A 17,172-nucleotide genomic window follows, 5' to 3' on the forward strand; every position below is an offset into this window, starting at 1 on the left:
TCATAGGGGGCTTTTTGGAAAGCAGCATTTTTCCAAACGCGTGTTGCTTTATCGCAGGCTCGCCAGCATCTTGCGCGTCGCATTTTCCCGACAGGAGATTTCAATGACCTTCGACAAGAACCCGTTTCCAGAGGGCGATGCCGATCGCCACGCGCTCTGGGAAATGTTGGTGCGGCGCGACATCGACGCCTTTATCGGTCAGGACTGGTCGATGGTCGAGGATGATTTCCTCGCCGACAGCTTCTTCGGCATGCATGCGCATTTCCTCAGCGATGCCGACGCCTGGCGTCTGCAATTCCCGAGCCTTGCCGTCTATCGCGACGAATGGCTGCGCCAGGCCAAGGAGACGGCGGCGGCCAGATACGCCGAGCCGCTGCGCGAGGCGCTGTTTCGCGTCACCAACATGCGCGACATCGATGTCGATGGCGACCGCGCCGTGCTGCACAAGAAGTTCAACGGCTCGGTGGCCAAGGCCGATGGCAGCGTCGACAAGCTGAAATGGCAGACGCTGTATTTTTGCAGGAAGGTGGCGGGCCACTGGAAGATCGGCGGCTTCGTCGGCTACATGCCACATCCCTTGGGGATCTGAGGTTTACCCGCTTATGCTATTGCCGGCTTCGCGCACGAAGACGTCCGCTTCCGGGCTGCAGCTGTAAAAGCTCGCCAACCGAACCCACTCGAGCTCAAGCGAGTTGAACGGGACAGGTTCGTCCCACAGGGCTAGCGGGAGCGGTGGTCGAACACGACCGCCATGGTCTTACCAATTGCCGCCATGACGACGAGTTCGACGAGATCGTCGTCGCTGTCGACACAGGTTGGATCCATGCGGCGGATGGCGTCGAGCGCCGCTCTAGTCGAGACGGTATCGCCGGCGCGGAATCTGGAAAGCGCAGAGGAAACAAGGTTCTGGGTTGTCACGTCGATGACAGGTACGCTCGGCACTACGTTCATGGCTTCCTCCTGCCAAGAACCCTCTCCCGAAGGAAATAATACGCCGAACGACGGCGTGTGCCAGCGGAATCGTGGTCCGACCAGATTGCCTGGAGGGCACGTTTGCGTGTTTGATAGGATCGAGCCCACAGCGTCCAGGACGGGACATGAAACTGTACTTCAGCCGCAATCCCAATCCGCGCCTCGCGGTTGCAACTGCACGTCATCTGCAGGCCAAGGTCGAGTGTGAGTTTGCGGCACCCATGGCGCCCGGGCAGGCTGAGCGGTTTCGTCAGCTCAATCCCAATCTTACCCTGCCGATATTGGCATGGCCGGGCGGCAGCCTGTGGGAAGCAGACGCCATAGCCTGCCTTCTGTCGCGCGAAGCGGGTTCGGATTTCTGGCGCGGCGGCGATGACCAACCCGACATGATCCGCTGGCTGAGCTGGGGCAAGGAGAATTTCGTCCGGGCCTGCGACATCGTGCATTTCGAGCGCGGAACCAAGCAGCGCTACGGGATTGGGCCCGTCGACCAGGGCAAGGTCGAGGAGGGGCTGGCGGAGTTCCGCATCGCGGCAGCGATTCTCGAGGCGGAGCTCGCCAAGCGGCCATGGCTTGTGGGCAAGTCGCTCTCCTATGCCGATTTCCGTATGGCGACGTTTTTGCCGTTCAACGATGCAGCCGGCCTGCCGCTGGCGGACTATCCCTCTGTTCTGGGTTGGTATCGCCGGCTCGAAGCCATCGATGCCTGGCGCGATCCCTTCGACGGGCTGGACGCGCCGCTTCTGCCGCCGGTCAACTCCGCTTGATGTGCTTCCCTTTGGGCAGATGGGCTGATGTGTGGCGCTTTGGCAGCATAGGTGTGGAACAGCGGGCGAGTTGCCATGGCGCGCTCGACGGCTCGCGGCCGGGTTGATAAGCCCTGTCCGCAAGGAGAGTCGTGACATGACCGTAGCCATCGAGATGGGACAGACGACGGCGGGTGCGCCGGCGGCGCTCGACCTTGAGGAGCTGCTGGCGACCCGGCTTCTGGTGCAAGGCAATTCCGGCTCCGGCAAATCGCACCTTTTGCGCCGGCTCCTGGAGCAGAGCGCGCCCTGGGTGCAGCAGACCATCATCGACCCGGAAGGCGATTTCGTCTCGCTGGGCGACCATTACGGCCATCTGGTCATCGATGCCGAGGAGCATACGGAGCGTGGCCTGCAAGCAGCCGGCGAGCGGGCGCGCATCCACCGCGTCTCCACGGTGCTCAATCTCGAAGGGCTCGATGCCGAGAACCAGATGCGGCGCGCCGCTGCCTTTCTCGGCGGGTTGTTCGAGGTTGCCCGCGAGCATTGGTATCCGATGCTGGTGGTGGTCGACGAAGCGCAGCTGTTCGCGCCCGCCGTGGCCGGCGAAGTGTCCGACGAGGCGCGAAAGCTCTCGCTCGGCGCCATGACCAATTTGATGTGCCGCGGCCGCAAGCGCGGCCTTGCCGGCATCATCGCCACGCAGCGGCTGGCAAAGCTCGCCAAGAATGTCGCGGCGGAGGCGTCCAATTTCCTCATGGGCCGTACCTTCCTCGATATCGACATGGCGCGCGCCGCCGACCTTCTGGGCATGGAACGGCGTCAGGCCGAGGCGTTTCGAGACCTGGAGCGCGGGCACTTCATGGCGTTGGGCCCAGCGCTGTCGCGCCGTCCGCTGGGCGTGCGCATCGGCCAGACCGAGACCAGCCCGCGCAACGGTACGCCGCGGCTGATGGCAATGCCGGAAACAGCGCTTGAAGACGCGCGCGCCATCATCCTGGCGGCGCCGCCGCCCGAGACGATGCGCGCGCCGCGCCGGATGGCGTCGCCGGAGCTGCTCGACCAGCTGATGGCGGCCAAATCGGCGGCGATGGAGATCCGCCCGGAACCTGCGGAACCGGCGGTAAGCGCCGAGGATATGGCCGAGCGGCGAGAGCGGGTGGACCGTGTCCTGCGCGCCATCCTGGCGCAGCCCGATGCGGGTTTCCGCGTCATCGGCGTGCTTTATCAGGAGTTCGTCGTCCGCTGCCGCATCGAAGGCCTCGCTTCGGTGGTGCCGGACCTCTCAGAATTCCGTCGCATGCTGACGCGTGCCCGCGCCGGGCTCGGCGCAGACATGGCAGGCGATGACGCCTGGCAGGACGTTTCCGTGCGCGCCTCGCTGCTGCCCGAGGACATGCAGGGCGTGTTCATGATGATCGCCCGCGCCGCCAAGGAGGGCTGGCCGTGCCCGAGCGACGCGGCGATCGCGCGCGCCTACGGCTCGCATTCGCTGCGGCGCGCCCGGCGGCTGCTCACCTATATCGAGGAGCAGGGCCTCATCGTCTGCCAGCTCGACGGCACCGGCCGCCGCACGGTGACGCTGGTCGAGCTCGCCTGGGCGACGGCGCCGGGCGACCCCAATGCCGCGGAGGCGGAACAGGGCAGCCTGGCGCTCTGAAAGGCGAACAGGCAGCTACCTGACTTGCTTGCGCGGTTCTGAACAAGATGTGTTTCGCCGATCGGCGCGCGACGATTTATGATGGGTTTCCGAGAATCGCAGAACGGTTCGGGCGGGAGGGTTGTCCGGTGCGGTTGAAATCTCTGGCTGTCTTTGTCTTTGGCCTCCTCGCCATCGCCGGCATCGCCTTGACGGTGTCTGCCCGGTCTTTTGCCGCGTCCTCCGATATACCGGCCTGGCTGCAGGCCCATGTCGGCAATGACGACGGCGAGATTTCGCAAGTGGTGCTGGAGCGGGCGCGCGCGCTTTACCTGAAAAAGGTCGCGCAAGGCGCGGTCCACAATGGGTGCTATTTCGCCATGGATGCGACGCGCCCCGGCGATCTCGGCAATGGCGTGCTAGGGCGGCGCTACTACGTCATTTGCGAGGCCAAGCAGTCGTTCAGGGCGATCTCGTCGGGCCATGGCGGCGGCCGCAATTTGAAAGGCGTGGTCGATTTCTCCAACGGCAAACGCTGCGCGAAAAACTTCGGCAATGCCCTGGACTCGTCCTTGACGACCGGTGGCGCCTATATGACCGGCGAGGCAAAGACCTCATTCAAGGGTTTTTACCGCATCGGCGCAAAAAAGGACCAGGCGCTGCTGCGCACCTTCATCCAGTTCGACGGTGAGGGGGAGACGGCGAATGCCAGGCAGCGGGTGATCGGTGGCCACGCGGCGCGGCTGTTGCGCGGCATGTGCCTGCGCAAGAACCCGAACAGCTCCTATGCCGACCATGACGGCTTCGTGCCATACGGCAAGCTGGTGGATTATGCCGGCGGCCGCAGCAATGGCTGCACCAGCTGGTCGCCGTCCGACGCCGACCAGATCATTTCGATGGTGAAGGGCAATCCGACGACGCTCTATATCTACCCGGAATCGCGCGACATCGCCGCCGTTGGTAAATCGGGCGCCTATTGGAATGCGTCCTGCCTTAAGGAGATCGGCAAGCCGAAATTCTGGCCGCGAAAGAGCCTTGAGCCGATCATCGCGCAATACGCCAAGGACAACCCGCCACCGCCGCCGCAACCGTTGCCGGTCTGCACCGGGCCGTGAGGGATGAGTCCTCGGCTCGGCATTGTCGGCGGCGCGGACTGGCTGGGCGGCGCCGCCGATCCGATGGGCTCTACTGATTGATCTCGGGTTCGACGAGCTTTGCCAGATTGCGCAGCGACTCCTGCCAGCCGAGATAGCAGGCTTCAGCCGGAATAACGTCCGGAATGCCGGCCTGGGTGATGTCGAGTTCGGTGCCGACCGACACTTTCTTCAGGAGCACGGTCACTTCGATCTGGCCGGGCAAATTGGGGTCGTCGAACCTGTCGGTGTAGCGCAGGCGCTCGCCGGGAACGAGTTCGAGATATTCGCCGCCGAAGGAATGGCTGCCGCCCGTCGTGAAGTTTCGGAACGACATCTTGAAGGCGCCACCGACTTTCGCGTCGAAGCTGTGTACCGTGCAAGTGAAGCCGTTCGGCGGAAGCCATTTCGCCAGCGCGTCGGCTTCTGTGAATGCGCGGTAGACCTTCTCCGGGCTGGTCGTCAGAACGCGGTGCAAACGTACGGTGCTTGGCATCTCTTCGGTATCCTTTGTGGTTTCGTTGTCCGATGCCCCAAGGACGGGTGAACCTCACCCGGTCCGACATAGCCTGTCAAATTTTCTTGAGCCCTTTGCCCGCGGCCATCCGCCCGCGACTTCGACCGCCGCCTCAGGCAGGCGGTCGTGTCGCGTCAAATTGCATGCATCATTGACAGGTTGCCTAACTTTTCGGCGCGGATCTCACAATTTATTAAAATTGTAAGTCTCTCCTACAAAGTTGTATTAGGATCAGCTTAACGCCTTCGGCATTATCTATTAAATGATGGGCGACGATCTCCTTGGTGTACTATAGAATGATTCCCTGGAACGACGGATCAATTTAAGAGTTGATCCGAAATGGTCGCTCGAAGGTTGTCGAACGACCAAGGCAGCACGCGCAAGGAGTGTCGGAATGACCACAGTCCTCAACGCCAAAGGCATTCCACTTCCGTATACCGGCGCTTCCACCCATTGGTTCTCGGCGACTGGAGGCGCGCCTTACCGCTACGGCACCTCGGGCAACGATTCCTTCTGGGGCGACACCAACGTCAAGGTCACCATGTATGGCGGCGCGGGCGACGACTATTACCATCTCTATTCGACGATCAACAAAGCGGTCGAGAACTACGGCGCGGGCGTCGACACGATCGATACCTGGATGAGCTACAAGCTGCCCGCGAATTTCGAGAACCTCGTCGTCACCGGCGACGGCCACTATGCCTTCGGCAATGGTCAGGACAACATCATAACGGGCGGCGCTGGCAGCCAGACGCTGGACGGCGGCAAGGGCAATGACGTGCTGATCGGCGGCGCCGGCGCCGACACCTTCATCATCACCAAGGGCAATGGCAGCGACCTTATCTCCGATTTCGGCGCGACCGACACGGTGCGCCTCAACGGCTATGCCTTCACCTCGTTCGAGGCCGTCCACGCCAATATGGTCCAGGTGGGATCGAACGTGCAGCTGAACCTCGGCTCGAGCGAGGTGCTGGTGTTCCACAGCACCACGATCGACAAGTTTCAGCCCGGCCAGTTCGAGCTGCCGATCGACAAGACCGGCATGACGCTGTCCTTCAACGACGATTTCAACACGCTGAGCCTGTGGAACGGCCAGAGCGGCATCTGGGATTCCAATTTCTGGTGGGGGGCGCAGAACGGCAGCTCGCAGCCCCAGAACGGCGAGCTGCAATGGTATATCGACGCCAATTATGCGCCGACCAGCTCGGTCCATCCGTTCAGCGTCGCAAGCGGCGTGCTCACCATAACCGCGGCGCATGCGCCCGACGACATCAAGCCGCTGATCAACAACTACGAATACACTTCCGGCATACTGACGACGCACGACACCTTCTCGCAGACCTATGGCTATTTCGAAATGCGGGCCGATCTCCCGGAAAATGCCGGCGCGTGGCCGGCCTTCTGGCTTCTGCCCGAAGACGGTTCATGGCCCCCGGAACTCGACGTGATCGAAATGTATGGGCAGAACCCGAATGCGCTTCTCATGACCGCGCACACAAATGAGACGGGAACCCACACCACGGTCGGGTCTACGGTGAATGTCTCCAACACCGACGGCTATCACACCTATGGGCTGTTGTGGACGCCGGATAAGCTGGTGTGGACCTATGATGGCGTCCAGGTCGCGGAAGCGGCGACGCCGTCCGATATGAACAAGCCCATGTATATGCTGGTCGACCTTGCGGTCGGCGGTCAAGCCGGCGCGCCGCCCGACCATCTGGCGACGCCCGCGCAAATGAAGATCGACTATATCCACGCCTATACGCTGAACGATTTGCAGCAGAGCCATCTGAGCACGACAGCCGAGCACGCGGTCTAGATGTCACGGGACCGCGCGCCACTCAGGGATGCGGCCATCGGCCTGCGCCCGGTCTTCCTGCGCGGCATAGCCGACATCGGCATCTTTTCGTTGCTGATCAACATCCTGCTCCTGGTGATCCCGCTCTATCTGCTGCAGGTCTATGACCGGGTGTTGCCGTCCTCCAGCGTCGAGACGCTGCTTTATCTCTCGGCCATGGCGGTCCTCGCGCTCGCCTTCCTCGGCCTGCTGGACGCGGTCCGCGCCATCTACGCGCAACGTGTTGCGGCCACCGTCGACCTGAAACTGGGCGCGCGGACATTCGCCGCCTCGCTTGGCGCCAGACATGCCGGCAGCGGGCTGTCGCCGCTGAACGACCTTGCCACGACTTGCGCCTTCATCAGGTCGCGCGGCGTGGCGGTGTTGTTCGACCTGCCGTTTGCGCCCGTCTTCCTGGCCTTGCTCTATTTCATCCATCCCGTCCTGTTCTGGCTGACGCTCGCCGGCGCCGTGCTGCTGTTTCTCCTGGTTGTGGCCAACCAGCTTGCCATCGGCAGGAACGATGCCATGTCGGCGGAACGCTCGGCGGTGGCCAGCCAGGCGGAGCAGGCCTTTGCCCGCAACACCGACACGCTGCGCGCCATGGGCATGGTGCAAAATGCCGCCGCGGTCTGGGGACAGCACGTCACTGAGGCGCTGACCCTGCATGACCGTTCCGGAAGCGCCAATGCGATCTTCAGCGCGACGTCGCGGGCGCTGCGCATGATGCTGCAACTGGCGATCCTCGGCGCCGGCGCGTGGCTGGTGCTGCAGGGGCAGATGACCGCCGGCATGATCTTCGCTTCGTCGCTGGTGTCCTCGCGCGCGCTGCAGCCGCTCGACCAGCTGATCGGATCCTGGCGGCAGATCGTCGACGCCAAGCGATGCTGGAAGCGGCTGGACACCGCCCTTGCGGCGCAACCAGCGCAGGGGCGCAAGCTCGTCCTGCCCGATCCATTGGGCGCGATTTCGGTGCAGGATCTGTTCTTCATCGCGCCGAATGCCTCTTTCGGCACGGAGCCCATCCTCAAGCGGCTGAATTTTGCCATCGGCGCCGGCGAAGCGGTGGCGATCGTCGGCCCGAGCGGGGCCGGCAAATCGACGCTGGCGAAATTGCTTGTGGGCGCGCTGCAGCCGACCGGCGGCGCGGTCAGGGTCGACGGCGCCGACCTGAGGAGCTGGGACGAAACCCAGCTTGGCAGGCATATCGGCTATCTCGCGCAGGAGGTGGAGCTTTTCCCGGGATCGATCGCGCAAAATGTCGCCCGCTTCGAACCCGACGCCGATGACGCCGCGATCGTCGAAGCGGCCAGGCGCGCCGAGGCGCATGAGCTGATTCTCACGCTGCGCGACGGCTATCAGACCATGATAGGCCCGTCGCATACCGTGCTGTCGGGCGGCGAGCGCCAGCGGATAGGGCTGGCGCGCGCCTTCTACGGCAAGCCACGCATGCTGGTGCTGGACGAGCCCAACGCCCATCTCGACGGCAGTGGGGAGGCGGCGCTCGAAGCTATGCTTTCGGCCGCGCGAAGTGCAAGCGTCACCACAGTCGTCATCACGCATCGCCCTTCGATCGCCGCGGCCTGCGACCGCGTCATGGTCCTGCGCAACGGCATGGTCGAAGCTTTCGGCCCCGCCAGCGAGGTGCTGAGGCAACCGGCGGCCGGCAAGGCCGGGAGCGCGGTGGTGACAGGCTCGTTCGTGCCGACCGTGCGCCCGCACAGCGTCCGCTTCGGGTCATAGACGATGATGCAGCAGAGCCTCGCCTTTGAAGGTCGACCGCGCACCGACTTCCGCCGCATGGCCGTCGTCGGCTACGTGGCCATAGCGCTCTTCGTCGGCTGCTTCGGCTATTGGGCGGCGAACGCGCCGCTCTCCGGCGCGGTGATCACCTCCGGCACGATCTCGGCAACGGGCGGCAACATCCTCATCCAGCACCCCGAGGGCGGCATCATCGAGCAGTTGCTGGTGCATGAAGGCGACCGCGTGCAACAAGGCGAACCGCTGGTCCTGCTCGACCGCAGGGCGGCCGAGACCGACCTCAACCGGCTGACCAGACAGACGATCGCGCTCAGGGCAAGTGCCGCGCGACTTGAGGCCGAGCGCGACGGATCGGACAGGCTGGCGCCGATCGCCGAAGCAGCACCCGCGCCGTTCCAGCGCGATTTCGACAATCTGGTGCACGAACAGCAGAAGGAGTTCGAGGCCAGGCTCGCCCGGTTCCGCTCCGAGCAGTCGATCCTGGCGCAGCGCGTCGCCATGCATCGTGAGTCGGCGCTGGGACTGGAGGCGCAGAAACTCGCGATCCAGCAACAAGCCGAGATCGTGAAGAAGGAACTCGGCATCAAGACCGGCCTGCTCGACAAGGGTCTCACCAACCGCAGCGAATATTCGCAGCTTCTGCGCAGCGAGGCCGATCTGGTCGGCCAGGCCGGCGCGCTGGAGGCGGATATCGCAGCGACCAAGACGCAGATCGTCGAAGCCCAGGCGCAGGTCGAGCGCGCGACCACGCAGCGCGTCGAGGACGCGCTGACCAAGCTCGACGAGGTTCGCACCAGCCTGGCCGACATCGGCGAACAGATCACCGCAGCCGAGGCGGTGCTGGGGCGCACGACGATCAAGGCGCCGGCAGCCGGCATCGTGGTATCCTCGATCTACAACTCCAAAGGCAGCGTGATTGCGCCGGGGCAGAAGATCATGGAGATCCTGCCGACCGCGTCGGGCCTCATCGTCGACGCGAAGCTGCGACCGAAAGACGTGGACCTGGTTCGCGTCGGCCAGCCGGCGAAGCTCAGGCTGTCCGCCCTGAACGCGCGCCTCACCCCTGAGGTCCCGGCTACGGTGACGCAAATTTCCGCCGACCGGCTGATCGATGAAACCACGCATGAGGCGTATTTCCGCGCCAGGCTGAAGATCACCGACACGCTGCCGCAGGGCGTGAAAGCCGAGCAGCTTTACCCGGGAACGCCGGTCGAGGCGTTTATCAGCACCGGCGACCGAACCTTCCTCGAATATCTGGCGCGGCCGATGCTGGACTCGTTCGCGCGGGCGTTCACGGAGCGATAGGCGCCAACTCGTCCTCCCAGTTGACGCCGCCGTAGAACACCCTGAGAATCACCACCTGGTCGCCTTCTACGGTGAAGGCCACAGTCAGGCGGCGCTCGAAGCCAACGATGCGAAGCCCCGGCCGCACATCATCCCTTAGGGTTCCGCGTTCCGAGGCATAGTCGAGACCCAGGCAAAATCGCTCGATCCGCTCGATGTAGCGAAGGGCGGTGAGGTTGCCGGATGCGTGAGCGACCGTCTCGTATATCCATAACAGGTCCGTCTGGGCTTCCGGCAAAAGGACAACATGCCGGCGCTTCACACGTTCCCCTTGAGGCGAGCTGCGTGATGTGCGCGGATGCTGTCAAAAGACTTGTCGGCCGGGATGGCCTGGGAGGGGTCTGCCTTCCACCTATCATAGGTCGGCGCGACCTCCTCACGCAGCCAGCGCTCCACGGCGGCGTCGCGTTCCTGCAATGCGCGAAGACCGGCGCGGATCACTTCACTGCTGGTCGCGTATGTGCCGGACCGAACGAGCTGGTCGATGAAAGCAGCCTGCTCGGCCGGCAGGCTGAAGGTGCGTTTTTCGGTGGCGGACATGGATCCCTCCTATCAGGTTGGTATGATATTATCATACCAACGGCGAGATCGCACGCCCCAATATAGGCTTAGGGACCGCTCCCCTTGCCGTCGGCAAAGACACCGGACATTCGGTTCGGATGCCTGAGATGGGTCGGCGTGATACCGGTCTGATGGCGGAAGACACGGCTGAAATGGCCGGCATTGGGAAAACCGCAGCGGTAGGCGATGTCGCCGATTGCCAAGTCGCTCCCCTCCAGCAGCGACTTGGCCTGATGTACGCGCAGCGCAAGATAGGCGGCCATCGGGCCGATGCCGAGCTCGGCGCCGAACAGCCGCTCAAGCTGGCGCCGGGATAAATGCAACCGGCCCGCGATCTCGGCGACCGACAGCGTCTCCTGGAGATTGCTTTCTAGCAGAAGCAGCGCCCGTTTCACCGCTCGGCTCGACGCGGCCGGAAAGAGATCGCCGACGGGCTGCACATCCAGGCTCGAGCGGATGCGGTCGAGCACGAGGATCTTGGCGGCTTTTTCCGCCGCCTTGCGGCCGATGAACTGCGACACGAAATGGCCGGCAAGGTCGGCCGCACCCGTGCCGCCGGCGCAGGTCGAGCGGCCCCTATCGACGGAAAACAGGCTGTCGGCATGGGCGTTCACGTCAGGGAATTGGCTGCGGAAATCCTTGATATGGAACCAGCTGACGGCGGCACTGTAGCCATCGAGCAGGCCGTAGCGCGCGAGCACGAAGCTGCCGGTGCAGAGTGCCGTCAGCGGCACGCACTTTTCGGCCGCCCGCAACAGGAAGGCCTCCTTTTCGGAGCTGAGGCTGCGGTTGGTGTCGAGCAGACCGCCGACCACGACGACATTGTCGAACTCCTGCGGATTGCCGATCGCCTTGGTCGGCAGCAACTCGACACCGCAACTCGCGCGGATCGGCAGGCCACGCTCGCCGACGATCTCCCAGTCGAACTCGATCCGGCGGCTGCGGTCGCCTTCATCGCCGGCCAGCCGCAGCGTGTCGATGAACAGCGACAGCGGCGACAGCGTGAAGTCGCGAACCAAGAGAAACGCAAACCGCCTGGCCATTGTTGCTCCGAAACGTTCCTTCGGGTGGATGGAAGCAAAGATGTCGCACAGGCGAGCACGCGGCGCTTTTCAGGAGAAGCCACCGGATGTCGGAGATGAGATCGACGGCCTCAGTGCGGAGCTGGAAATTCTCTGGGTTGTGTGGTGGTCATGGGATGTCGTCATCTACGCTCACACAAGACAGGCAGATGGACCAGTGGAATTGATCAGCATGGCACGGCGTGAGAAAAACCCTATCGTGTTTGTGTAACCTGCAGCACCAAAGCGGAGCCCAAGCCATGACCCTCACCAATCGCGATATCATCGAGCTGACGGCATGGCGCCGCAAGCTGCACCAAAACCCGGAAATCTCCAACGAGGAAGAACAGACCGCCAAGGAAGTCGTCAGCTTCCTCGCCGATACAGCGCCGGACAAGGTGCTGACCGGCCTCGGCGGTCATGGCGTGGCGGCGGTCTATGACAGCGGCCAGGCGGGACCGACGGTGCTGTTCCGCTCGGAGATCGATGCGCTGCCTATCGAGGAGCTTTCGGGCGTCGAGCATGCCTCGCAGGTGCCGGGAAAATCGCATATGTGCGGCCATGACGGCCACACCGCGATCCTCGCCGCACTTGGCCGCCAGCTCGGGCGTGAGCGGCCGGCCCGCGGCCGCGTCGTCTTGATGTTCCAGCCGGCGGAGGAGACCGGCAATGGTGCGGCCGGCGTCGTCGCCGATCCACGCTTTGGCGAGATCGCGCCGGACTTCGCCTTCTCGCTGCACAATCTGCCGGGCGTGCCGTTCGGCGAGGTGCGTCTCAAGCCCGGCGTCGTCAACTGCGCCTCGCGCGGCATCCGCATCGTGCTGGACGGCAAGACCGCGCATTCCTCCATGCCCGAAACCGGCGTGTCGCCGATGCCGGCGATCAGCCAGCTGATGCCGGCGCTTCCGGCACTGGGGCGCGGCACTTTCGCCGATGACGATTTCAGCATGGTCACCGTCACCCATGCGACGATGGGCGAGGCCGTGTTCGGCATCGCGCCCGGCTACGCCGAGGTTTGGGCGACGCTGCGCACAAGGCGTGACGAGCGCATGGCGGAGCTGGTCGCAGCTGCGGAGGCGCTGGCCGCCAGGATAGCGGCCGAGCACCGCCTGTCCGTGCGCTGCGACTATCACGAAATCTTCGTCGCCAGCGTCAATGCGCCGGACGCGGTGGAACATCTCAACCGCGCGCTGGACGAAGAGGGCGTCGCGCGCAGCGAGGAAGCCCTGCCGATGCGCGCTTCGGAAGATTTCGGCATTTTCGGCCACAAGGCGAAGTCGGCGATGTTCTTCCTCGGCGCGGGCGAGCGCACCCCGTCATTGCACAATCCCGATTATGATTTTCCCGACGATCTGATCCCGATCGGTTCGAAGATCTTCATGCGCACGGCGCGCAACCTGCTGGGGTGAGCGGCCCTGCAAAATCCGCATCCTGAAGCTGCCTTTTTCCCGCTGGAATCGTCTTGTAGTCGCCTCCTACATTAGGAGGGGCTTGCGGATGAGAATTGCAATGGTCGTCGCGTTGACTGCGACAGTGGCAGGGTGCGTATCGTCTCCGGTCCAGTATGGAGCCTCGCTCTCGACCCAAGACCCGAAATGGGCGACGCCGGAATGCCAGCAGGCCCGCACCGATGCCATGAATTACGACGCGCGCGAGAAGGAGCATCCGGGATGGGCCGCCGGCGTCGTGCTGGGGCCCTACAGCATGGGTCTCGTGGCGGCGATCAAGGAGCATGAGCAGCAGCAGCGAAGGCTGTTGGCGCGCCAGATGCATCTGCAGTGCTCGAGCCTGCCGCTGCCGAAGGATTTGGACTTCGATCCGCAAATCTACGCACCAAAGCCGGGGAAATATCCGTAGGGCTGGGATTGGTTTGCACAGGGACCATAGCGGAGGCTTGCGCCCTACGAATACCCCCGCCCTCAATCCCTCCCAACAAGGGGGAGGGAGACTAGGTTGGCGCTGATTTCCGCAAAACCGTCTAAGTCGACTTAAAAAAGGGCTGGGCGTGCGGCAGCGTTCCCTCCGCCTTGTGAGGGTCCGAAGGACGGGCGAAACCCTGGCTCGCCCCGGCAAGTTAGAGTGGTGGTCCTCTTCGTACAAGCTCATATGCGATAGCCCTTGCCCCGAGGCATTGGCATTGCCAGCTCTGTATGAAGCGCTCCTCCGCTCTCCCCACCAGCTTTGCGCCTTGACCCACCGAGGGCTCTCCCTGGAACCAAATCCAAGCCTAAACTGTTCAGGTTGGTTACGACGCCGACGAGCCCTGCCGGTTGGGTGAGCGGCGCACTTGAGGAGCTCCCACCATGACCATCTCGTCCAGCTTTCGTTCGCTCGCGGTTGCGGCCATCACAACTGTGTCCGTCAGCGCTGCCAGCGCCGCGCATGCCGATAGCGGCACGATCCGCTTTGCCGTCTACAAGGCGGCCTTCTTCGTCGGCGGCTCGGGCGGCGAGGGCACGCTGACCTTCCATGGCCGCTCCTATCCCATCACGATCGGCGGCGTTTCGGGCGGCTTCGCGTTCGGGGTTTCCAAGACCTATTTCCGGGGCACCGTGCGCCATATCCGCAGGGTGCGGGATGCGACCGGCGTTTATGGCGCGGCCGGCGGTGGCGGCGCGCTCGGCAAGGGGGCGCAGGTGATCGTCATGACCAACGACAAGGGCGCCCAGCTCGAGCTTACGGGCCGGCAGGTGGGGCTGCAGGTGAATGCAGATTTGAGCGGGATGGCGATTTCGTTGAAGTAAGGGGCGTTGCGTCTGGGTGGGCAAGGTCGCCCAGGATGGTGGCAACCGCATAGGGTGCTCCCCCACTCCGTCTCGGCTTCGCCGAGCCACCTCTCCCCCACATCCGTGGGGGAAGAGGAAACGGTTGTGTGCGTCAAGTTCTGCAAAATGGGGCGATCATGAAACTGGTCATGCGGCTTGGCGTAGAGCGAGCTTCTTGTGCTCGCGCAGATCATCCATGTTGATATAGCGGTTGGCCTCCATCCAGTTTTCGTTGGTTTCGACGGCCAGCGCCCTGACCAGGCGCAGGCAGCTTTCGGCGTTCGGGAAGATGCGCACGACATAGGTGCGCCGGCGGATTTCCTCGTTGAGCCGTTCAAGCATGTTGGTGGACTTGAGGTGCTTGTGATGCTGACGCGGCAGCCGGAAGAAAGTCAGCGTCTGTTCTATGGCTTCTTCCGCCCAGGTGGTCAGCCGCGGGTAGCGGGCGGACCATTTGGACAGCCACGCGGCGAGATCGGCCTTGGCCTCGGCGAGATCGCGCCGGTCGTAGAGCCAGCGCAGTTCCTGCAGGCAGTCGTCGCCGTGCTTCCTGGGCAGGTGATCGAGCGCGTTCCTGAGGAAGTGGACGTAGCAGCGCTGCCATGCTGCTTCTGGGATCACCTCGCCGATCGCCGCGACCAGGCCGGCATGGTCGTCGGACACGGCCAGTTCGACGCCCTTGAGACCGCGTCGTTTCAAGCCGACGAGGAAGTCCTTCCAGGCCGAGCGGCTCTCGCGATTGGCCATCTCCACGGCCAGGATCTGCCGGCGCCCGTCCCAGTCGATGCCGACCGCGATCAGCACCGCCTGGCTCATCACGATGCCGGCTTCGCGCACTTTCTCGTAGCGGGCATCGAGAATGAGGTAGGGGAATGGCTCCTGAAGCGGTCGTTCGGCAAACGCCTTCAGGCTCTCGTCCAAGCGCTTGTTGATGGCCGAGATCGACGAAGCCGAGAACGCATGACCGCACAGCTCTTCCGTGATCGCCTTGACCTTGCGGGTCGACACGCCCTGCACATACATCTCCGCAAGCGTCGCAACCAAGGCCCGCTCGGAACGCTGGTAGCGCTCGAACAGCTCGGTGGAGAAGTGACCCGCCCGGTCCTGTGGAACCCGCAGCTCAAGCTTGCCCACCCGGGTGACCAGGGTGCGGCCGTAGTAACCCGAGCGATACCCAAGGCGCTCAGGCGTGCGTTCGCCCTTCGAAGCACCCAGCGCCTCCTCCATCTCGGCCTCGAGAACCTCCTGCATTACCGCACGGATCACTTCGTGCAGCCCCTCCGGGTTCGAAAGCAGAATGTCTTTGACGGCAGCGCTGGTCGATTTACCTTCTGTCTTGGTCATGGTGGCGTTCCTTCCAGGGAATCGGTGACGTTGAACATCACCAGCCTGCCATGACCGCCCTCTCTCAGCGAATTTGCAGAACTCTCAACACACTACCGAGGAAACGCTAATCTCCGAGGTCGCGGCTTTCAAAAGTTTGGGTGTCCCTCTCTCTCGAAAAGCTTGGGTTCCTCCATGCCAAAAAGCTTGGCATTTCCTCTCCCCACGGACGTGGGGGTAGAGGGGGCTCGGCGAAGCCGAGAGGGAGTGAGGGCTGGCGCTGGCCTCGGCCCCTACCGCTCCTCCACAATCCGCAAATACGCCGCCGTCACGAACAGCACGATCAGCCCGAACAAGATCCGCCGTGCCCCCTCCGGCATCTGCAGGATGGTCAGCAGTGTTGTCAGCACGGTCAGGATCAGGGCGCCGATGATGGTGCCGGTGTAGCCGCCGCGGCCGCCGAAGATGGAGGTGCCGCCGATGACGGCGGCGGCGACCGAGGGCAGCACCAGCGGTTCGGCGAGCGACAGCGACGGCGCCTTGATCAGGCCGATATAGAGCAGGCCGGTGATGCCGGCGAGCACGCTGGAGGTGACGTAGAGCGCGGTGACGACCTGCCAGTATTGCACGCCCGACAGGCGGGTCGCGCGCTCATTGTCGCCGACGGCGTAGAGCAGGCGGCCGAAGCCGGTGCGGGCGAGCGTGAAGACGATGAGGGCGGCGAGCGGCACGAACAAAAGCAGCGCGTTGGGGAAGCCCCATGTCACGCCGGTGCCGAGCCAAGCCAGGAAGTCGGGGATTTTTGCGCCCGACGCGATCACCGTGCGCTGGTAGACCTGCAGGCAGCCGGTGCCGATCAGGCTGGTGCCCAGCGTCATGATCAGCGGGTGGACGCGGAAGACGCCGACGCCGATGCCATTGACGAGGCCGATCAGCACCGCCGGCATCATCGCCAGGAGGAACGCCACCGCCGGATCCTGGTTGACCACTTGCGTGGCCATGATGAAGGCGCTCATCGTCGCAACCGTGCCGACCGACAGGTCGATGCCGCCGGTCAGCATGGTCATGGTCTGGCATCCCGCGAGGATCGCCAGCGGGATGGCGAATTTGATGGTGTTGGCGATCCAGCGCTCGTTGACGATGCCGGGGCGCAGGACCTGCAGGATTATAACCAGGATGGCGAGCAGGACGATCAGCGGGATGAGCGGGCGATCGGCCATGAAGCGCTTTATGCGGCGGCCGAAGGGGACCGGGGTGATGGCCGTGGTGCTCATGGGGCGGCTCTTGGGGTGGCGTTTTGCGAGGCTAGCGCTCTACGGCGCCCCCCTCTGTCCTGCCGGACATCTCCCCCACTTGTGGGGAGATTGGCAGCTTCAGCGCCTCGCTCCTTTTTGCACCGTTGAAGGCTGGCGAAAGCGGCGATGACACCTGATCTCCCCCCTCGTGGGGGAGATGTCCGGCAGGACAGAGGGGGGCGCGAAGGAACGCCGACGTCTCTCTGCGACAGCACACC

The 17,172-nt window shown here is 63.8% G+C and carries 17 protein-coding genes; 10 read left to right on the forward strand and 7 right to left on the reverse strand.

The genetic code is table 11. The features are described 5' to 3' along the window. Positions 1–103: 103 nt before the first annotated feature. Complete coding sequence (locus NKL04_RS30370; protein WP_023700073.1) at positions 104–589, forward strand: hypothetical protein; 486 nt, start codon at positions 104–106, stop codon at positions 587–589. A gap of 131 nt (positions 590–720) precedes the next feature. Here the strand turns inward: NKL04_RS30370 and NKL04_RS30375 are convergent, their stop codons facing one another. Further along, positions 721–951 (reverse strand): hypothetical protein, encoded by a 231-nt coding sequence (locus NKL04_RS30375; RefSeq protein ID WP_023669703.1) that lies wholly within the window; start codon positions 949–951, stop codon positions 721–723. A 146-nt stretch (positions 952–1,097) separates the two neighbouring features. Here NKL04_RS30375 and NKL04_RS30380 point away from each other — a divergent pair, with 146 nt between their 5' ends. The 3 genes from NKL04_RS30380 (at position 1,098) to NKL04_RS30390 (ending at position 4,472) form a co-directional block, all read left to right on the forward strand. Continuing rightward, positions 1,098–1,739 carry a glutathione S-transferase family protein gene (locus tag NKL04_RS30380; protein WP_023700072.1) on the forward strand — a complete coding sequence of 214 codons (642 nt, stop codon included), beginning with the start codon at positions 1,098–1,100 and terminating at the stop codon, positions 1,737–1,739. A gap of 136 nt (positions 1,740–1,875) precedes the next feature. Next, entirely contained in the window at positions 1,876–3,378 is a 1,503-nt protein-coding gene (locus NKL04_RS30385) for a helicase HerA domain-containing protein (RefSeq protein ID WP_023691930.1), read from the forward strand. Positions 3,379–3,506: 128 nt separating this feature from the next. Then, positions 3,507–4,472 carry a hypothetical protein gene (locus tag NKL04_RS30390; RefSeq protein WP_023744105.1) on the forward strand — a complete coding sequence of 322 codons (966 nt, stop codon included), beginning with the start codon at positions 3,507–3,509 and terminating at the stop codon, positions 4,470–4,472. Positions 4,473–4,542: 70 nt separating this feature from the next. Here NKL04_RS30390 and NKL04_RS30395 read toward each other — a convergent pair whose 3' ends face one another. After that, positions 4,543–4,986, reverse strand: a complete 444-nt coding sequence (locus NKL04_RS30395; protein WP_023683102.1) for an SRPBCC family protein — start codon at positions 4,984–4,986, stop codon at positions 4,543–4,545. A gap of 415 nt (positions 4,987–5,401) precedes the next feature. Between NKL04_RS30395 and eglC the strand changes: the two genes are divergently transcribed. From eglC to NKL04_RS30410, 3 genes are read left to right on the forward strand one after another with little or no spacing between them, the layout of a single operon-like run. Continuing rightward, a complete protein-coding gene (gene eglC, locus NKL04_RS30400; RefSeq protein WP_023700068.1) occupies positions 5,402–6,826 on the forward strand; it encodes an endo-1,3-1,4-beta-glycanase EglC in 1,425 nt (474 codons plus the stop codon). Beyond that, the gene (locus tag NKL04_RS30405; protein WP_023700067.1) at positions 6,827–8,587 is read left to right on the forward strand and encodes a type I secretion system permease/ATPase; all 1,761 of its coding nucleotides are present in this window, start codon (positions 6,827–6,829) and stop codon (positions 8,585–8,587) included. Between the two features lie 3 nt (positions 8,588–8,590). After that, positions 8,591–9,910 (forward strand): HlyD family type I secretion periplasmic adaptor subunit, encoded by a 1,320-nt coding sequence (locus NKL04_RS30410; RefSeq protein ID WP_023735099.1) that lies wholly within the window; start codon positions 8,591–8,593, stop codon positions 9,908–9,910. On the opposite strand, the gene NKL04_RS30415 is transcribed toward NKL04_RS30410, so the two are convergent. The 3 genes from NKL04_RS30415 to NKL04_RS30425 all read right to left on the reverse strand — a co-directional run bounded on the left by NKL04_RS30415 (position 9,897) and on the right by NKL04_RS30425 (position 11,553). After that, positions 9,897–10,211: a type II toxin-antitoxin system RelE/ParE family toxin gene (locus NKL04_RS30415; RefSeq protein ID WP_023698644.1), complete on the reverse strand. Its 315-nt coding sequence runs from the start codon at positions 10,209–10,211 to the stop codon at positions 9,897–9,899. The genes NKL04_RS30410 and NKL04_RS30415 overlap by 14 nt on opposite strands. Then, complete coding sequence (locus NKL04_RS30420; protein ID WP_023669694.1) at positions 10,208–10,489, reverse strand: type II toxin-antitoxin system ParD family antitoxin; 282 nt, start codon at positions 10,487–10,489, stop codon at positions 10,208–10,210. The genes NKL04_RS30415 and NKL04_RS30420 overlap by 4 nt, the downstream gene beginning before the upstream one ends. 68 nt (positions 10,490–10,557) lie before the next feature. Next, positions 10,558–11,553 carry a GlxA family transcriptional regulator gene (locus tag NKL04_RS30425; protein ID WP_023700065.1) on the reverse strand — a complete coding sequence of 332 codons (996 nt, stop codon included), beginning with the start codon at positions 11,551–11,553 and terminating at the stop codon, positions 10,558–10,560. Between the two features lie 278 nt (positions 11,554–11,831). On the opposite strand from NKL04_RS30425, the gene NKL04_RS30430 reads away from it, so the two are divergent. The 3 genes from NKL04_RS30430 to NKL04_RS30440 all read left to right on the forward strand — a co-directional run bounded on the left by NKL04_RS30430 (position 11,832) and on the right by NKL04_RS30440 (position 14,315). After that, the gene (locus NKL04_RS30430; protein WP_023700064.1) at positions 11,832–12,980 is read left to right on the forward strand and encodes an amidohydrolase; all 1,149 of its coding nucleotides are present in this window, start codon (positions 11,832–11,834) and stop codon (positions 12,978–12,980) included. A gap of 88 nt (positions 12,981–13,068) precedes the next feature. Further along, entirely contained in the window at positions 13,069–13,428 is a 360-nt protein-coding gene (locus tag NKL04_RS30435; RefSeq protein ID WP_023744109.1) for a hypothetical protein, read from the forward strand. A 446-nt stretch (positions 13,429–13,874) separates the two neighbouring features. Further along, positions 13,875–14,315, forward strand: a complete 441-nt coding sequence (locus NKL04_RS30440; protein WP_023686526.1) for a lipid-binding SYLF domain-containing protein — start codon at positions 13,875–13,877, stop codon at positions 14,313–14,315. A gap of 168 nt (positions 14,316–14,483) precedes the next feature. Here the strand turns inward: NKL04_RS30440 and NKL04_RS30445 are convergent, their stop codons facing one another. Both NKL04_RS30445 and NKL04_RS30450 read right to left on the reverse strand, forming a co-directional pair. Then, on the reverse strand, positions 14,484–15,680 hold the full coding sequence (locus NKL04_RS30445; protein WP_023700062.1) for an IS256 family transposase: 1,197 nt from the start codon (positions 15,678–15,680) through the stop codon (positions 14,484–14,486). Positions 15,681–15,952: 272 nt separating this feature from the next. Then, positions 15,953–16,933, reverse strand: coding sequence for an ABC transporter permease (locus tag NKL04_RS30450; protein WP_023703323.1), 981 nt, complete (start codon positions 16,931–16,933; stop codon positions 15,953–15,955). Between the last annotated feature and the right edge of the window lie 239 nt (positions 16,934–17,172).

It is taken from the genome of Mesorhizobium sp. C264A (genome assembly GCF_040324515.1).
Lineage (GTDB): Bacteria > Pseudomonadota > Alphaproteobacteria > Rhizobiales > Rhizobiaceae > Mesorhizobium.